A 16967-nucleotide genomic window follows, 5' to 3' on the forward strand; every position below is an offset into this window, starting at 1 on the left:
TTTACATCAATACAATCTAGCTTAAAACATGATTTCTTTGTTCCGGCGCGCGCGCTCCGATAATCAGATGAGCATTATGACAAACGAAAAAAATAACCAGCCTTCCGCGTCCGAAGACGCACAGTCAGAACTCGATTCCAGCCAGGTAAAATCAGGAGAAGGTCACAAACAAGACGCTAAAGATCAGAAAGAGTCCGGGAAGGAGAATCAGGATAATGATGAAAAGCGCAAAGGTCCGGGCAAGAAGCCGCTGATCATCCTCGGGATTGTCGTGGTAGTGATGGTAATTGTTGCGCTGGTCTGGTGGCTGATGACCAAAGATCAGATAAGCACCGATGACGCCTTTACCGAAGGCGATGCCGTGACCATCGCGCCGAAAATCGCTGGTTATGTCACTCACCTTGCGGTGAAAGATAACCAGTTCGTCAAAAAAGGCGATCTGCTGGTGGAAATTGACCCACGTGACGCCACCGCGCAACGTGACCAGGCACAGGCGCAGCTCGGTCTGGCCGTCGCTCAGTTGCATCAGTCACAGGCGCAGTATGACCTGGCGAAAGTGCAATATCCGGCGCAACTGGCCCAGGCGAAAGCTCAGCAAACTCGTGCGGAAGCCAATTTACTGAATGCTACCGCTGATTTCCGCCGCCAGCGCGGTGTCGATCCGCGTGCGACCACGCAACAGAATATTGATACGTCCAATGCGCAGGTACGTTCTGCAGCGGCGGATCTGGAAAACGCCAAAGCGCAGGTGCAGGTTGCCGCGCAGGTGCAGCTGAATATCCGTCAGGCGGAAACTAACGTCGAAGCCCGTCAGCAACAGGTTGAGCAGGCGAAAGCCCAGCTGGAAACCGCCACGCTGAATCTTTCCTATGCGCAGGTTCGCGCACCGTTCGACGGCTATGTGACCAAGCGTAATGTGCAGCTCGGCACGCTGGTTCAGGCCGGGACTTCGCTGTTCTCCGTGGTGTCGAAAGATATCTGGATCGCCGCGAACTATAAGGAATCTCAGCTTGAACGTATGCGTCCGGGCAATAAGGTGGAAATCACCGTCGATGCCTTCCCGGACATCAAACTTCAGGGTCATGTGGACAGTATTCAGCAAGGCACCGGTTCACGCTTCTCAGCCTTCCCGGCTGAAAATGCCACCGGTAACTACGTGAAAATTGTTCAGCGCGTGCCGGTGAAAATCGTCATCGACAGCGGTCTAGATGAAAACCATCACCTGCCGCTGGGCCTGTCTGTCGAACCGACGGTGACCGTCGAATGAATGAAGATCGCAGCTACTGGAAACCCAAGGCCAATCCGTGGGCAGTTGCCGCCGTTGTAACCATTGCGGTGTTCATGGAAATCCTGGACACCACCATTGTTAACGTGGCGCTGCCGCACGTCGCCGGTTCGTTGTCTTCCAGCTACGACGAATCCACCTGGGTTCTGACGTCGTATCTGGTGGCCAACGGCATCGTGCTGCCGATATCCGCGTTTCTCAGCCGTGTAATGGGCCGCAAAACTTACTTCCTGATTTGTATCGGTATGTTCACCGTCTGCTCGTTCCTTTGCGGGGTCGCCACTGAACTGTGGCAGATGATTCTGTTCCGCATCCTGCAGGGCTTTTTCGGCGGCGGTTTGCAGCCGATCCAGCAATCGGTGCTGCTCGATTACTTTAAACCGGAAGATCGCGGCAAGGCGTTTGGTCTGTCCTCGATTGCCATCATTGTTGCGCCGGTTGTCGGCCCGACGCTGGGCGGCTACATCACCGATAACTTCAGCTGGCGCTGGGTGTTCCTTATCAACATACCGGTGGGGATTATCGCCCTGTTGGCGATTTATCAGCTGCTGGAAGATCCGCCGTGGGAGCGCAAAGCCAAAGGCAAGCTCAGTATTGATTACATCGGTATCGGGCTGATTGCGCTGGGCTTAGGTTGCTTACAGGTGATGATGGACCGTGGTGAAGATGATGACTGGTTTAATTCCGGCTTTATCGTCACGTTTGCCGTACTGGCCGCGACCGGTATCGTCGGCGCGATTTACTGGCTGTTATACGCCAAAAAGCCGGTGGTCGATTTGCGCTGTATGAAGGATAAAAACTTCGCCGTTGCAGGTCTGCTGATGGCCGGTATGGCGATGATTTTGTACGGCAGTTCGGTGGTGATCCCGCAACTGGCACAGCAGCAGCTGGGATACACTGCCACGCTTTCCGGGTTGGTGATGTCGCCGGGCGCGATACTGATCGTGTTGTCTATCCCCCTGGTGCTGAAACTGATGCCCGTGGTGCAGACGCGCTACATCATCGCGTTCGGTTTTTTCCTGCTGGCGGCCTCGTTTATCTATTCGGCGACCCTGACGCCAAATGTCGATTTCACCACGCTGGTGATGTATCGCAGTGCGCAGTCGATAGGCCTCGGTTTCCTGTTCGTGCCGCTGACGACCATCGCGTTCATCACTATTCCGCAGAAGATGAACGCGGACGCCGCCGCGCTGTTCACCATGTTCCGTAACGTCGCGGGTTCGATTGGTATTTCGCTGGCAACCGCCGGTGTGACTGAGCGAACGCAGGCGCACAGCGCCCATATGGCGCATAACATGTCGCCGCTCAACGAACAGTTTAATCAGGCGGTCAGCAAAAGCGCGGAGGCTATCCGTGATTTCGCCCATATCGTCGGCGACCCGATGCAGCTGGCGACCGTGCGGATGTATCAGGAAATGATTTCGCAGTCGCGCATTCTGGCATACATCGACGTGTTCGGTTATTGCGCCATCGTCGCCGTTATTTTGATCCCGTTTTGTTTCCTGCTTTCGCCCGTTAAGAGCGAAGGTAATGCCGGAGCACATTAAGTTGATTACGACCCGGAAGTATAAAAAGACTCATGTTATTGCCCTTTCGGCCCTTGCGGTTGCACTGGCCGGTTGCTCCGTCGGCCCGGATTATCAGAAACCTAATCCGGTGACGCCATCTGCCTATAACGATATGACGCAACCGAAAGACAAAGACGGCGCGTCCATCGCCCTGCCTTCGGAGCCGAATCCGTTATGGTGGAAAGCATTTAACGATCCGCAGCTCGACAGTCTGATCACCCGCGCCATTGCCGGGAATATTTCGCTGCAACAGGCCGTTTTACGTATCGCCGGTGCCCGTGAGCAGGTGAAACAAGCCGAAGGCGCGTGGCTGCCGTCGGTGCAGGGTAGCGCGAAAATGACCCGTCAGCAGCTCGGCCTGAAAGGTATTCTCGATTCCAGTGGGGCATCGCAGCAACTCAACGATCTGAGCCCGGAAGCCTCCGGTGCTATTGATACCGCCACGAGACCGGTGAATTTGTATCAGGGCAGTTTCGACGCCAGCTGGGAGCTGGATTTATTTGGCGGCACCCGCCGTCAGGTCGAAGCCGCGAATGCGCAGACCCGGTCTTCCATCGAACAACGCAACGATGCGCTGGTGTCGCTGGAAGCCGAAGTCGCCCGCACCTACCTTCAACTGCGTGGCGCGCAAAGCGTGACGGACGCCATCGAGACGCAAATCGACGTGGCGCAGCAGACGCTGGATCTGACACAGAATCGTCAGCAAAACGGACTGTCGCCGCAACTTGATGTGGAAAATGCCCGGGCGCAGTTAGGTTCATTGCGCGCTCAGCTGCCGCAATATCAGGCGCAGGAACGTCAGGCGATGAACGGTCTGGCAGTTTTACTCGGTCAGACGCCGGGTTCGCTGGATGCTGAGCTTTCCGCGCCGAAACCGATGCCTGCCCTGCCCGCTGCCGTGCCGGTCGGCGTGCCTTCCCAGCTGGCGCGTCGTCGCCCGGACGTGCGCAAAGCCGAAGCTGATTTACATGCGGCAACCGCCAATATCGGGGTTTCCGTCGCACAGCTTTTCCCGAGTATTTCACTGACCGGACAGTTCGGGATGCGCAATACCGACGTCAGTTATCTCGATAACTGGAGCAGCCATTTCTACTCATTTGGCCCGCAGATTTCCCTGCCGATTTTCCAGGGCGGACGTCTGGTTTCCAGCGTGCATCTTTCCCGCGCGCAACAGGCGAATGCGGCGCTGAATTACCGCCAGACCGTGCTGACGGCGTTGCAGGATGTTGATAATGCGCTGGTGAATTACCGAACTGATCAGGATCAGGTCAGCGGTTTAGATCAGACCACTGAAGCGTTGCAAACCGCGTTTGATCTGGCGAGTGACAGTTACCGTCAGGGGCTTTCGACGTTCATCAACGTGCTTGATGCACAACGTCAGCTGGCGCAGGCGCATCAGCAATCTGCTGAGGCGAAAGTGAAAACCAGCACCGATCTGGTGTCATTGTATAAAGCGCTGGGCGGCGGCTGGGAGCCGTATCAGAACGTCGATTTACCGACTTACACGGTATTTGGTCCGGCGGCCACACCGGATGTCAAAGTACAAACCACGTCCGGAGTGACACCGTAACGTATATTTCCTGAAAGGCTTAATGCGAAGAGATAAAATCTGACGGCGTGGACGAGGCAGGCAATGAAAAGTTCTGCCTCATTCGCGCCACTTCGCTGACCGGCGTCAGTCCGAATAAGCGTTTAAATTCGCGACTGAACTGCGACACACTCTCGTATCCCACCTGCGCGCTGGCCGCCGACGCGGTCAGATTATTTCGCAGCATCAGCAATCTGGCCTGATGCAAACGGGTGGACTTGAGATACTGCATCGGCGACGTATCCGTAACGGTTTTAAAGTGACTGTGAAACGTCGGCAGACTCATTCCCGCTTCTTTCGCCAGCGCATTCACATCCAGATGCGCGTCGTATTCTGCGTGTAATTTACGTAACGCTTTCACCACTTTGCCAAACTGCCCCTGCATGGTCAGCGCACTGCGCAATGTCGCGCCCTGTGCGCCGGTCAGCACGCGATAGTAAATTTCACGCATCATCGCCCTGCCGAGGATTTCTGCATCCAGCGGCGACGCCATCACCTGCAAAAATCGCAATACCGAGGCGCGCATCGCGTTATCCATTAGACTCGACACCATACTTTTCGGCGATTTCACCTGCGGCGGTTCAAAAGCATCCAGTTGTAACATCAGTTCAGCGGCCAGACTAAAATCCAGCCGCAGGTAAATCGCCAGCATAGGTTCAGCGGCGCTGGCCTGCGTTTCCATGGTGAACGGCACCGGCACCGATACCATCAGATAATGTTGGGCGTCATACAAATAGACATCATTGCCTAAAAATCCGCGCTTGCTGCCCTGCACCACAATCACAATACCCGGCTCGTATAAAACCGGCGTACGCAAAAGCGGACGGTCAGATCGCAAAAAACGCACATCCGCCAGCGCCGTGAGATTATAGCCTTCATCGGGCGTAAGCTGATTCAAAAGCGCGATCATCTGCTCAGTGTCTGTCAAAGCCGGAAACGTCATATCAACCTGAAAATACATAGCGGAAAGTGAATTCAGTGTCGCACCGGGAACCGGCTGCGTCCAGATACCTCATAGGAACAGGCAAACATCAGAGAGGATCCGGGCTACGCTTCTCCGACTCTCCGCCCTATTCTGCAAGTCCGCTTTTACGGAGGAGTTTGTATGAACCAGTCAAAATTATTCTTTATCACCGGCGTCAGCAGCGGATTTGGCCGCGCGCTGGCGCAAGAGGCTCTTAAAGCCGGACACCGTGTGGTCGGCACGTTGCGTAATCTACAAGACTGCACAGATTTCGATGCGCTGGCGCCGGGTCGTAGTTTTGGCCGCGTGCTGGATGTCACCAATTTCGATGCTATCGCCCCGCTGGCTGCGACTGTGGAGCAGGAAATCGGAGCCGTCGACATCCTGGTCAATAACGCCGGTTACGGGCATGAAGGGATTTTGGAGGAATCGCCGCTCAGCGAAGCGCTGCATCAGTTTGACGTCAATGTCTTCGGCGCGGTGGCGGTCATCAAAGCGTTTCTGCCCTATTTTCGCCCGCGTCGCGCCGGACATATTCTGAACATCACCTCGATGGGCGGATTTATCACCCTGCCCGGCATCAGCTATTACTGCGGCAGTAAATTCGCCTTGCAGGGGATTTCTGAAACGCTGTCCAAAGAGCTGAAGCCGTTCAATATTGCCGTCACCGCCATTCAGCCGGGGTCGTTCAGAACCGACTGGGCTGGACGCTCAATGGTGCGCTCTGCGCGCAGCATCAGCGATTATGACGATAGTTTCGGTCCCGTTCGCGAAACCCGTGAAAAACGCAGCGGTCACCAGCCGGGGGATCCGCAAAAAGCCGCGCAGGCTATTTTGCACCTGGTGAACTCGCCTGAACCCCCCGCTTCTCTTCTGCTGGGCAGCGACGCGGTGAAATTCGTCAGGGAAAAACTGCAACAAATGCACGCCAATATTGATGCGTGGGAAGAAGTGAGTCGTTCGACCGATGGCTGAAACAATTTTTTGCGAAACGCTTTTTGCTTAAACTCTCTTTTAAGATTCCCGGTCAGCGCTTTTCTATCAGACTGCGCTATTCTGTTCAGACACTGAAATCATCCTGCCTGCGGGCAGGATTTCCGTCTGAATAACAATCGGGTAAAACAATGAACTCCATTTCTAACGAAGATAAAAAACCCAGCTGCGATTCAGTGATCAACAGCGTGGCTTACCGCAACGGTAAGCGTTTGCAGGATGTCACGGTCGAAGACATCAGCGAAGTATTGAAAGAGCCGGATACTTTCGTCTGGCTGGGGTTATGGCAACCTGAAGATGCCTATATGCGCAGCATTCAGGAAGAATTCGGCCTGCACGACCTGGCGATTGAAGATGCGCTGACCGCCCATCAGCGGCCAAAAATCGAGCAGTACGGTGAATCGCTGTTTATCGTTACGCACACAGCCCAGAAAGTGAATGAAACCATCGAGTACGGCGAAACGCATCTGTTTCTCGGTAAAAACTTCCTGATTACCATCCGCCACGGCGCGTCATCGAGCTATAAAGAAATCCGCAAACACGCTGAAGAACGCCCTGAAATGATGAGCAAAGGGCCGGGCTACGCGCTGTATTGCGTGCTGGATTCCATCGTTGATAATTATCTGGAAATTCTGCATCAGTACACAGAGCAGTTTGATGCCATTGAAAAAATGATGTTCCAGAACACCTTTAATCAGCAGGCGGTTCAGCAGGTTTACAGCCTGAGGCGTGACCTGCTTTCACTGCGCAACGCCGCCGTGCCGATGGAAGATATCTGTAATCAGCTCAGTCATCACTTTGAAGAACTGGTTCCAAAAAGCCTGCGCGCTTATATCCGTGACGTTCAGGATCACGCCAATCAGGTGATCCGCACCACTGACGATATGCGCGAAATGTTATCGAACGCCATGCACGTCAATCTGGCGCTGGTATCGGTGCATCAGAACGAAGTGGTTCAGCGACTGGCGGGCTGGGGAGCGATTCTGGCAATCCCGACGGTCATTTTCAGCCTGTACGGCATGAACTTTAAAAACATGCCTGAGCTCAATGACTGGTGGGGATACCCGGTGACGCTCGGCGTGACCGTCGCCGGTTGCGCATGGCTTTACTGGAAACTCAAACGTTCCGGCTGGCTGTAAGGTAATTATTACCTGAAGCCACAGGTTAATTAACATGCGAATAACAGAACCGCTGTTATTCGCAATCTTTAATTTTCCTGACAATTAAGTTGGCGCTTATTCTGTTTCTTTCTTTCCTCTTCACATTATTTCCTTATATACTCGGCCACATCTTCCTTACACAAATAATATTCATCATGTCAGTACGTTTCGCGATTTCACAGTTTATGCATTCACTGCGCTTGCCTGGCAAGCGGGTCAGTGCGTTGCTGTTCGCGTTGTGCTGGCTGATTCTGAATTCCCAGCTGGCGCTCGCCAGCCACCAGTGCAATATGCGCCCGCCGGTGGAACCTACCGCGATGTCGCATAACATCACCATGCAAATGCCTGATTCCCCTGAGCATATGCAAAGTCAGTCGGTGCTGTGTGAGAAGCATTGCGTACCGGAAAGAACCCAGTCCGACAGCGGTTCTGCCCCGGTCGTTGCCCTGCCGGTTGTCCCGACATTAGCCATGATTACCGTCGATGCCAGCACTGCGGTCACCACGGCTGACTGGGTCGCACCTCGGGTTATTGCGCCTCCCGCCGAAGTCCAGTTCTGCCGATACAGAGAATAGCCCCTGCTGCCTGAGTGTTTTTTGCGCTCAATATTCAATGAAATGTATTTGCCATTTATAGGTAAAAACAATGGCTGATTTTATCTGATGACAGTATTGGAGTTATTCCCATGCGTGCAATTTTCAATTTAATTTTCGTTAGTCTTTTCTTTATTCCCTTTTATTCCTTCGCAGATTCTATGCCGATGGAAAACGCCCCTGTGGCAATGCAGCAAAATACCCAGACGTATGAGTCCGAAGGCGTGATCACTCAGTGGCAATCTGACCGCGTGAGCATTTCCCATCACGCCATTCCTGCGCTGAAATGGCCGGCGATGACCATGAATTTCCGTCTGCCGCCTGAAATAGCCACCCGTTCCCTGCCTGCCGGAACACCCGTCGCCTTTAGCTTTGTCAAAACTGAAACCGCTTATCAGTTGCAGACTCTGACACCGCTGAAACGCTGACCGGGAGTTCCATCATGTTTAACTTACCGCGTCACCCGGGGGTGACGTGGCAATGGCTGCTGGCTTTTGTGCCGGTCAGCGCCTTTGCCACACCTGTGACTTTGCCGCAGGCGCTGGTCGCCGCGCAGGATTATTCCGCCGAGCTTTCCGCCAGCCGCCATCAGATCAATGCACTGGATAACCGTGCGGATTCGGCGATGCAGCTGCCGGATCCGAAGCTGAAATTTGGTATCGAAAACGTGCCGGTCAGCGGCGGCAATACCGACCGCTTTACCCGCGAAGGTATGACGATGGAGCGTATCGGCATCATGCAGGATTACGTCAGCAGCGATAAACGCGAGCGCAAAGCCGATACGCTGCGTGCTGAATCCCGTCAGGTCGCCGCCACCAGCGAGAGTATCCGGGCACGTTTACATCGCGATGCTGCGCTGGCCTGGATGGAACTGGCCATCGGCGAGCAAAACGTCAGCCAGATACAAAAACTGGTGGATGAAAGCTCTCGTCAGATTGGCGTCTCACGCGGCAGTGTCAGCAGCGGAAGTTCGCTGCCTGCTTCCGTGCTGGATGCCCGGCTGACGCTCATCAGCATGCAGGACAAACTCACCCAGGCGGAACGTGATGTTCAGCTGGCGCGTACCCGTTTAAGCCAGCTGACCGGTATCGACCAGCCGGAGATCAACGGCGCTGTTCCGGACGTGATCGCCCTGCCGGTTCAGGTTTCACAGTCGGGCAGCGTGGAACAGCATCCTGAAATTATTCAGGCACGGCGTGAGGCGGAAGTCGCGCAGGCAAAATCCTCGCAATCGGCGATTGCCGCACTGCCGGATGTCGGCGTAGAGGTGTATTACGCTCACCGCGCTGACAGTTATGAGGATCTGGCGGGAGTGATGTTTACCGTCGATCTGCCGCTGTTTACCGCGTCGCGTCAGGATAAAGATCACGCCGCCGATCAGTCGATGGCGATGGAAAGCAACGACCGGCTGGCGCAACTGGTGCGCGACCATCAGGCGCAGCTGACCAGTTTGCTGGCGCAGTATCAGGCCGCCAGCACGCTCTGGCAGCGGCAAAAAAATGACGTAATCCCGCTGCAACGCCAGCGTATCAGCGTAATTCAGGCGCAGTACCGCGCCGGAAAAAGCAGCCTGAACGAAGTCCTCGACGCGCGCCGCTCCCTGCTGGACAGCCAGCTGGCTGAACGTAATGCCGAACTTGCGGTGGCCCGTTACTGGGTCGCCCTGCGCTATCTTGCGCCACAGGAGAATCAATAATGACGGGTACGAAAACTTACAGCCTGCTGGCTGTCGCCATTGTGGCCGCACTGGCCGCCGGTTACGTTGCAGGCCGCCACAGCCAGCCTGCAAAAACTCAGGCTTCAGCCGTTCCCGCCGAACGCAAAGTGCTGTACTGGTATGACCCTATGACGCCGGATCAGCGTTTCGATAAGCCGGGTAAATCACCGTTTATGGATATGGATCTGATGCCGCGTTATGCCGATGAAGTGGCGGATGACGGCGGAGTCACGGTCAGCGCCCGCCAGCAGCAAAATCTCGGCATGCGCAGTGAAAAGGTACAGCGCCGGAAGTTATCCGCCCCGCTGAATGTTTACGGCACGGTCAGCGCTGATGAGCGCAGCCTGCGTATGGTCGCAGCGCGGGCGAACGGTTTAGTCGAAAAGTTGTATGTCGCCGCCAGCCAGCAGCCGGTGAAAAAAGGTCAGAAACTGGCGACGCTGTGGATACCCGACTGGACCGCCGCGCAGCAGGAATATCTGGCGGTGCGTCAGCTGGGTGACCGCAATCTGTCAGCCGCCGCCCGCCAGCGTCTGGCCTTGCAGTTTATGCCGGAAGACGTTCTGCGCCGCGTCGATAAAACAGGTCACCCGCAAACCCGCATCGACGTGCTCGCGCCGGAAGACGGTTATCTCAGCCAGCTTTTCGTGCGCGAAGGCGCACAGGTCAGCGCCACTCAGCCGTTGTTCGAACTGACCAGCCTGAAACAGGTGTGGATCGTGATGGATTATCCGCCTTCCGCCGCCGGGCAGATTCAGACGGGCAGCAAAGTTACCGCCAGCACCGACAGCCAGCCGGGGGAAGTATTTCACGGCACGGTCAGCGAATTACTGCCGGATGTCGATGCCGTCAGCCGCACGCTGAAAGCCCGCGTGGTGATGGATAATCCGCGGGAGAAACTGCGTCCCGGTATGTACCTGAATTTGTCGCCGGATATCTGCGCCCAAACTGACGTTCTGGCGATTCCACAAGAGGCACTTATCCAGACCGGCAGCCGCAATAGCGTGCTGCTCGACGACGGCAACGGGCATTTCACTGCGCAGCCAGTGACCACCGGCGCGACGCGTGATGGCTGGACGCAGGTGCTTTCCGGCCTCGAAGAAGGTCAGTCTGTTGTCACTTCCGGCCAGTTCCTCATTGATTCCGAAGCCAGCCTGCGCAGCGCGTTGCCTGCTCCCGCCACGCCACCACAAGCGCATCAGCACGGAGGTGATTTATGATTGCCGCCGTGATCCGCTGGTCGCTGAAAAACCGGCTTCTGGTTCTGCTCGCCACGCTGATGATGGCGGGCTGGGGCATCTGGTCATTGCAAAAAGCACCGCTCGACGCGCTGCCGGATCTCTCTGACGTACAGGTGATCGTGCGCGTCAGTTATCCGGGCAAAGCGCCGCAAATCATCGAAGATCAGGTGACGTATCCGCTGACCACCACACTGCTGTCGGTGCCCGGCGCGAAAACCGTGCGCGGCTTTTCGATGTTCGGCGATGCCTACGTTTATGTGCTGTTCGATGACGGCACCGATCCTTACTGGGCACGTTCGCGCGTGCTGGAATATCTGAGCCAGGTGCAATCCTCGCTGCCCGCCGGAGCCAAAGCCTCGCTGGGCCCGGATGCCACCGGCGTCGGCTGGATTTATGAATATGCGCTGATCGACAAAACCGGCAAACACAGCCTCGAACAGCTGCGCGCCCTGCAGGACTGGACGCTACGTTATGACCTGAAAACCGTGCCGAATGTGTCTGAAGTTGCCAGCATCGGCGGCATGGTGCGCCAGTATCAGGTGGTGGCGGATCCACAGCGGATGCGCGCCCGTGGCGTAACGCATCAGCAGTTAGTCAGCGCATTGCAAAATGCCAATCAGGAAAGCAGCGGTTCGCTTCTGGAAATGGGCGAAGCCGAATACATGGTGCGCACTTCCGGCTATCTCAAAAGTCTGGAGGATTTCAACAATGTGGTAGTGACGGTGAACAGCGGCATTCCGGTGCTGCTCTCGGATGTCGCGACCGTGCGCACCGGGCCAGAACTGCGGCGCGGCGTGGCGGAACTCAACGGTGAAGGCGAAGTGGCGGGCGGCGTGATTGTCATGCGCTCAGGCAAAAACGCGCTGGAAACGCTGAAAGCGGTGAAAGTTCGGCTGAACGCGCTGGCCCGCACACTGCCTGCTGGCGTGGAAATCGTGCCTGTCTATGACCGCCAGCCGCTGATCGAACACGCCGTCGAAACGCTGTCGCACAAACTGCTGGAAGAATTCGTGGTCGTGGCGGTGGTCTGCGCACTGTTCCTGTTCCACTTCCGCTCAGCGCTGGTGGCGGTTATCACCCTGCCGCTTGGCATTCTCGGCGCATTTATCGTCATGCATTATCAGGGGGTCAGCGCCAATATTATGTCGCTCGGCGGTATCGCAATTGCCATCGGCGCGATGGTCGATGCGGCGATTGTGATGATCGAGAATATGCACAAGGTGCTGGAGCAATGGCGGCACGACCATCCCGGCCAGCAGCCGACGTCTGCCGATTACTGGAAAGTGTCTGAGCGAGCAGCCACGGAAGTGGGTCCTGCGCTGTTTTGCAGTCTGCTGATCATCACCCTGTCGTTTATTCCGGTGTTTTCACTCGAGGCACAGGAAGGCCGGATGTTCTCACCGCTGGCATTCACTAAAACCTACGCGATGGCGGTGTCTGCCGGGCTGGGGATTACGCTGGTACCGGTGCTGATGGGCTATTTTATTCGCGGAAAAATCCCTGATGAAAACGCCAGCCCGATCAACCGCTGGCTGATTGCCGTCTATCAGCCGGTGCTTACGGCGGTGCTGAAACACCCGAAAACCACGCTGTTATGCAGCGGCCTGTTTCTGCTGATATCGCTGTATCCGCTGGCGAAACTTGGCAGTGAATTTATGCCGCCGCTCGATGAAGGCGACCTGCTGTATATGCCCTCGACGCTGCCGGGGATTTCTGCCCGTGAAGCCGCGCATTTATTGCAGCAGACGGACCGGTTAATCAAAACCGTGCCGGAAGTCGCCAGCGTATTGGGTAAAGCCGGACGCGCCGACAGCGCCACCGACCCCGCGCCGCTGACCATGATCGAAACCACCATCCGCTTTAAACCCCATGACCAGTGGCGGCCGGGCATGACGCCGGACAAACTGGTGACCGAGCTGGATAACGCGGTGAAATTACCCGGCATCGCCAACGTCTGGGTGCCACCTATCCGTAACCGTCTCGACATGCTGGCGACCGGTATCAAAAGTCCGGTAGGCATCAAGGTAAACGGCAATAACATCGCGCAAATCGAAGCCGTTGCGCAGCAGATTGAGCATATCGTGAAGCAGGTGCCTGGTGTGACCTCCGCACTGGCGGAAAGGCTGGAAGGCGGACGTTATGTCGATATTGATATCAACCGTCGCGAAGCTGCACGTTACGGTGTCACGGTTAGCGAACTGCAATCGCTGGTCTCGACGCTGGTCGGCGGGGAAAATATCGGCGAGACGCTGGAAGGCCGTGAGCGATATCCGATAAATCTGCGTTATCCGCGTGAACTGCGCGACAACGTACAGTCGCTGCGTGATTTACCGGTGCTGACCGCTTCCGGCGCGCAGGTGCCACTGTCGGCGCTGGCGTCGGTCAACATCACCGATGGCCCGCCGATGCTGAAAAGCGAAAACGCCCGTTTGTCAGACTGGATCTATGTGGATTTACGCGGCCGCGATTTGAAATCTGCCGTCGAAGATATGCAGCAGGCGGTGAATCAGCAGGTGAAATTGCCGGAAGGCGTGACGGTAAGCTGGTCGGGGCAATTCGAATATCTTGAACGCGCCACGGCAAAACTGAAAATTGTGCTGCCGGTAACGCTGCTGATCATCTTCGTACTGTTGTATGTCACGTTCAGCAGCGTGCGCGATGCCCTGCTTATCATGGTGACGCTGCCGTTCGCCCTGACCGGCGGGGTCTGGCTGTTGTATCTGCTGAACTTCAATTTATCGGTCGCCGCCGCCGTAGGTTTTATCGCCCTGGCCGGTGTCGCCGCTGAATTCGGGGTGATCATGGTGCTGTATCTGAATCAGGCGGTGCAGCGCCAGCAAGCAGCCGGTAAAGAGATGACCGAAGCTGAATTGTGCGATGCCATACACCACGGCGCGGTATTGCGCGTGCGACCAAAAGCCATGACCGTCGCGACCATTATGGCGGGGTTGCTGCCGATCATGTGGGGCGGCGGAACCGGTTCAGAAGTGATGCAACGCATTGCCGCACCGATGATCGGCGGGATGGTGAGCGCCCCGTTGCTGTCGATGCTGGTGATCCCGGTGGTTTATTTGCTGGTGCACAGGAGGCGGGGAAACAAAAATAAATAGTTTTTTCAGTTGCACTGAACGCTGCTGATGTCAACACCTTGGGATTGCAGCCTCAGGTCTGCAACCTCTCATTCAGCAAGCTTTCTGAAACGCCCGTACGATCTTAAATTCAACGGCAGAATGTTTTTATCTTTGCTCCTCCCCCTGCGAAGGGGGAGGAGCTGACCGGATGATTCATTGGATTTTACTCCTCCACCGGAACAACCCTCACTGCCGGTTTTTCCAAAATCATCGTCTGCGTCTGACTCAGACTGATCCCCGCTGCGCGCAGCATTTTGAGGATTTCATACAGCAAATCACTGCGCGTGCCGCTGACCATGCGCGGGCTGTTTACGTAGCCCGTCACGCTCAGCACAATCCCTGTCGGCCCCAGCTCTTTGAAACTCACCGACGCCGGTGGATTTTCCAAAATGGCTTCATGCAGATTGTAGGCTTCCAGCAGCAATGTCTTCACCTGTTCCGGATCGATATCCAGCGGGAAAGTCAGCGCGATAGTCGCCACGCCCTGCGCGTTACCCATCGTGGCGTTACGCACGTTCTGCGAAATCAGCTGGGAGTTCGGCACAATCACGGTGGATTTGTCGCTCAGCTGAATTTCAGTGGCGCGGACATTGATACGACGAATATCCCCTTCCACGCCGCTGATGCTTATCAAATCACCCACTTTTACCGGACGCTCAGTCAGCAGGATCAGACCGGAGATAAAGTTCTTCACAATCTCCTGCAAGCCAAAACCGATACCGACCGACAACGCACTGACGATCCACGCCAGTTTGTTCCATTCGATGCCCAGCGACGACAGCGTCAGCAGGATAATCAGTACATAGCCCACGTTGGTGAACAGCGTCACCAGCGAGGCACGCATACCGCGATCCATCATGGTTTTTGGCAGGAAATCGTTATCGAGCCAGCGGCGTGCAGAACGCAGAATATACCAGCCGACCACCAGACACAGCACCGCGTTAACCGCGTGCGCCGGAATGATGTTCATGCTTTCCAGGCCCTTTCCGCCCCAGATATCGACAATTTTCGCCAGCAATTCCAGCGGCGTAGTCGTTCCGAATGTGCCGTTCAGCAGCGCAACGGCGGCCATCAGCAGCAGCGCGGTTTTGCCGATTGCTGAGAACAAAGTCGCAGCCAGCGACAGATGGCGATCATTGACGCTCAGCGTGCCTTTGAGGATTTTGCCGCTGTGTGTAGTCGGCGAGAACACGCTTTCGCAGAGATCGACAACAAAGTGGATCAGCAGATACAGGCAGCTGACCACCAGACCAATCCACAGCAGTTCGAAGGTGACGAAACGCGCCAGCGGGATGTAACCAATCAGCAGCGCCATCAGAATGACAAACGCCGTCAGGCTGATGACCAGATGGATAAGCCCTGCCAGCGTGGAACGCGCTTCGGTCTGCTCGCCATCGGCTTTCATTTTACGACGCATCCGGTTCACGCGAACCGGCGCAATCAGGCAGTTGAGCGCCACCAGCAACGCTGCGAGTCCGTTACCAAATAACGTAGCGGCAACGCTGGCACCGACCAGATTATTCAGCTGTTCGATGATACCGAACAGGAAGATAAAGCCCGCCAGCAGTATCGGAAACGACGCCAGCGTTTTAGCCAGCGGATCCGCAATCCCCGGCAGACGCCAGGACGGATGATTGTTCGAAAGCAGCGCAATGCCCAGACCGGCTATCACTGCCGAGAAATAAGTCAGCTCGACCAGTTGCCCGGCAAACTCAATCACCCACGGTGAGGTGTCCGGCAGGCGGGTGAAAATATACCCCAGCAGCTGGACGCTGATCCCAAGCGTCAGCGTGGTACTCAGCGTGGTGAAACAGGCGAGGAAACTGCGACGAAAACGCCCCTGCGGCAACCAGCGCGGCAGGATCCAGTTCATCGGTTTATCCAGCAGATATCGCCCCGCCAGACCAATCACCAGCGCCAGCAGCAGGTAAATTGCGGTCCCGATGCGCCAGTCATCACTCCATGCCTGAGTCCAGGCGTCTTTAACCTGCGAACCAAAATCATCAAAACGCGCCGCATCGTTATCATTCGGATTGATAAGCGGTGCCCAGAAATTGCCGCCAAGAATACTGCCGGTGTTGAGCGCAATTTGGGTTTTCAGCGCGTCACGGCGTAAGCCTAAAATCTGCGAGGAAAGGTTACGAGCGCCCACGCCAATCGCTTTGGTCTGCTCAATTTGGGTGGTCAGCAGGGTTTTGCTGTTATTGAGCTTGTTGCGCTGGCTGATTACCTGCGGCGTTTCCGTCAGGGTACCCGGCGCAGGGGCTGGCCCCAGTACATCAAGCTGTGCCTGAACCTGCGTCAGCTGCGGTTCCAGCGCCACGGTCAGTTTATCGGCGTCGTCAGCCAGCTTGATGGCTTCGTCACTCAGACCGGTGAATTTCTTATCGGATTTAGCCGCAGAAACCTGCTGTTTAAGCGAATCCAGACGTTTTTGTAACGCCGGTAAAGCGGTGCTGGCATTCACTTTAACCGGTTGTTCAGCCGCTGGCTGGCCGGTGCTGTCGTCCGCGTAACTCAGTACCGGCGTCAGGAATAAACATGACAACAATGCCAGCAACAACGGCACTCTTAACATTTTTTGCATAGAAGGATGATTCCGGGAGCTCGAAAAATTATTGTTTTAGAAAAGCGGGAGAAGAATACTCTTTCTTATTAAGAAGAATAGTAGGGATTGTCTGTTTGTTTCACTGTATGAAAACGGACAGCCCGCAGAAGGGGCTGTCC

At 55.8% G+C, this 16967-nt stretch carries 12 protein-coding genes; 10 read left to right on the forward strand and 2 right to left on the reverse strand.

The features are described 5' to 3' along the window. Positions 1 to 76: 76 nt before the first annotated feature. Genes J1784_RS05400 through J1784_RS05410 form a run of 3 tightly spaced genes read left to right on the forward strand, consistent with a single transcriptional unit; the run spans position 77 to position 4423 of the window. Entirely contained in the window at positions 77 to 1267 is a 1191-nt protein-coding gene (locus J1784_RS05400; RefSeq protein ID WP_217148350.1) for an HlyD family secretion protein, read from the forward strand. Continuing rightward, complete coding sequence (locus J1784_RS05405) at positions 1264 to 2832, forward strand: DHA2 family efflux MFS transporter permease subunit (RefSeq protein WP_217148351.1); 1569 nt, start codon at positions 1264 to 1266, stop codon at positions 2830 to 2832. The genes J1784_RS05400 and J1784_RS05405 overlap by 4 nt, the downstream gene beginning before the upstream one ends. After that, positions 2816 to 4423: an efflux transporter outer membrane subunit gene (locus tag J1784_RS05410; protein WP_217148352.1), complete on the forward strand. Its 1608-nt coding sequence runs from the start codon at positions 2816 to 2818 to the stop codon at positions 4421 to 4423. Before J1784_RS05405 ends, J1784_RS05410 begins: the two co-directional genes overlap by 17 nt. A 19-nt stretch (positions 4424 to 4442) precedes the next feature. Here J1784_RS05410 and J1784_RS05415 read toward each other — a convergent pair whose 3' ends face one another. Then, on the reverse strand, positions 4443 to 5384 hold the full coding sequence (locus J1784_RS05415; RefSeq protein WP_217148353.1) for an AraC family transcriptional regulator: 942 nt from the start codon (positions 5382 to 5384) through the stop codon (positions 4443 to 4445). 162 nt (positions 5385 to 5546) lie between these two features. Between J1784_RS05415 and J1784_RS05420 the strand changes: the two genes are divergently transcribed. The 7 genes from J1784_RS05420 to J1784_RS05450 all read left to right on the forward strand — a co-directional run bounded on the left by J1784_RS05420 (position 5547) and on the right by J1784_RS05450 (position 14219). Beyond that, complete coding sequence (locus J1784_RS05420; protein ID WP_217148354.1) at positions 5547 to 6380, forward strand: oxidoreductase; 834 nt, start codon at positions 5547 to 5549, stop codon at positions 6378 to 6380. A 149-nt stretch (positions 6381 to 6529) separates the two neighbouring features. After that, a complete protein-coding gene (gene corA / locus J1784_RS05425; RefSeq protein WP_217148355.1) occupies positions 6530 to 7537 on the forward strand; it encodes a magnesium/cobalt transporter CorA in 1008 nt (335 codons plus the stop codon). 176 nt (positions 7538 to 7713) lie between these two features. Next, entirely contained in the window at positions 7714 to 8133 is a 420-nt protein-coding gene (locus tag J1784_RS05430; RefSeq protein WP_217148356.1) for a hypothetical protein, read from the forward strand. A 185-nt stretch (positions 8134 to 8318) separates the two neighbouring features. Continuing rightward, positions 8319 to 8579 carry a copper-binding protein gene (locus J1784_RS05435; RefSeq protein WP_238485406.1) on the forward strand — a complete coding sequence of 87 codons (261 nt, stop codon included), beginning with the start codon at positions 8319 to 8321 and terminating at the stop codon, positions 8577 to 8579. Between the two features lie 14 nt (positions 8580 to 8593). Beyond that, positions 8594 to 9847: a TolC family protein gene (locus J1784_RS05440; protein ID WP_217148358.1), complete on the forward strand. Its 1254-nt coding sequence runs from the start codon at positions 8594 to 8596 to the stop codon at positions 9845 to 9847. Continuing rightward, complete coding sequence (locus tag J1784_RS05445) at positions 9847 to 11088, forward strand: efflux RND transporter periplasmic adaptor subunit (RefSeq protein WP_217148359.1); 1242 nt, start codon at positions 9847 to 9849, stop codon at positions 11086 to 11088. The genes J1784_RS05440 and J1784_RS05445 overlap by 1 nt, the downstream gene beginning before the upstream one ends. After that, a complete protein-coding gene (locus J1784_RS05450) occupies positions 11085 to 14219 on the forward strand; it encodes an efflux RND transporter permease subunit (protein WP_217148360.1) in 3135 nt (1044 codons plus the stop codon). Before J1784_RS05445 ends, J1784_RS05450 begins: the two co-directional genes overlap by 4 nt. Positions 14220 to 14403: 184 nt before the next feature. Here J1784_RS05450 and J1784_RS05455 read toward each other — a convergent pair whose 3' ends face one another. Then, positions 14404 to 16827 (reverse strand): DUF3772 domain-containing protein, encoded by a 2424-nt coding sequence (locus J1784_RS05455; RefSeq protein WP_217148361.1) that lies wholly within the window; start codon positions 16825 to 16827, stop codon positions 14404 to 14406. Positions 16828 to 16967 lie beyond the last annotated feature (140 nt).

This window comes from Rahnella ecdela (assembly GCF_019049625.1).
GTDB classification, from domain to species: domain Bacteria; phylum Pseudomonadota; class Gammaproteobacteria; order Enterobacterales; family Enterobacteriaceae; genus Rahnella; species Rahnella ecdela.

Coding starts and splice junctions, on each gene's coding strand:
- J1784_RS05400 (WP_217148350.1), top strand. CDS start 77: ATGACAAACGAAAAAAATAACCAGCCTTCCGCGTCCGAAGACGCACAG.
- J1784_RS05405 (WP_217148351.1), top strand. CDS start 1,264: ATGAATGAAGATCGCAGCTACTGGAAACCCAAGGCCAATCCGTGGGCA.
- J1784_RS05410 (WP_217148352.1), top strand. CDS start 2,816: ATGCCGGAGCACATTAAGTTGATTACGACCCGGAAGTATAAAAAGACT.
- J1784_RS05415 (WP_217148353.1), bottom strand. CDS start 5,384: ATGACGTTTCCGGCTTTGACAGACACTGAGCAGATGATCGCGCTTTTG.
- J1784_RS05420 (WP_217148354.1), top strand. CDS start 5,547: ATGAACCAGTCAAAATTATTCTTTATCACCGGCGTCAGCAGCGGATTT.
- corA (WP_217148355.1), top strand. CDS start 6,530: ATGAACTCCATTTCTAACGAAGATAAAAAACCCAGCTGCGATTCAGTG.
- J1784_RS05430 (WP_217148356.1), top strand. CDS start 7,714: ATGTCAGTACGTTTCGCGATTTCACAGTTTATGCATTCACTGCGCTTG.
- J1784_RS05435 (WP_238485406.1), top strand. CDS start 8,319: ATGGAAAACGCCCCTGTGGCAATGCAGCAAAATACCCAGACGTATGAG.
- J1784_RS05440 (WP_217148358.1), top strand. CDS start 8,594: ATGTTTAACTTACCGCGTCACCCGGGGGTGACGTGGCAATGGCTGCTG.
- J1784_RS05445 (WP_217148359.1), top strand. CDS start 9,847: ATGACGGGTACGAAAACTTACAGCCTGCTGGCTGTCGCCATTGTGGCC.
- J1784_RS05450 (WP_217148360.1), top strand. CDS start 11,085: ATGATTGCCGCCGTGATCCGCTGGTCGCTGAAAAACCGGCTTCTGGTT.
- J1784_RS05455 (WP_217148361.1), bottom strand. CDS start 16,827: ATGCAAAAAATGTTAAGAGTGCCGTTGTTGCTGGCATTGTTGTCATGT.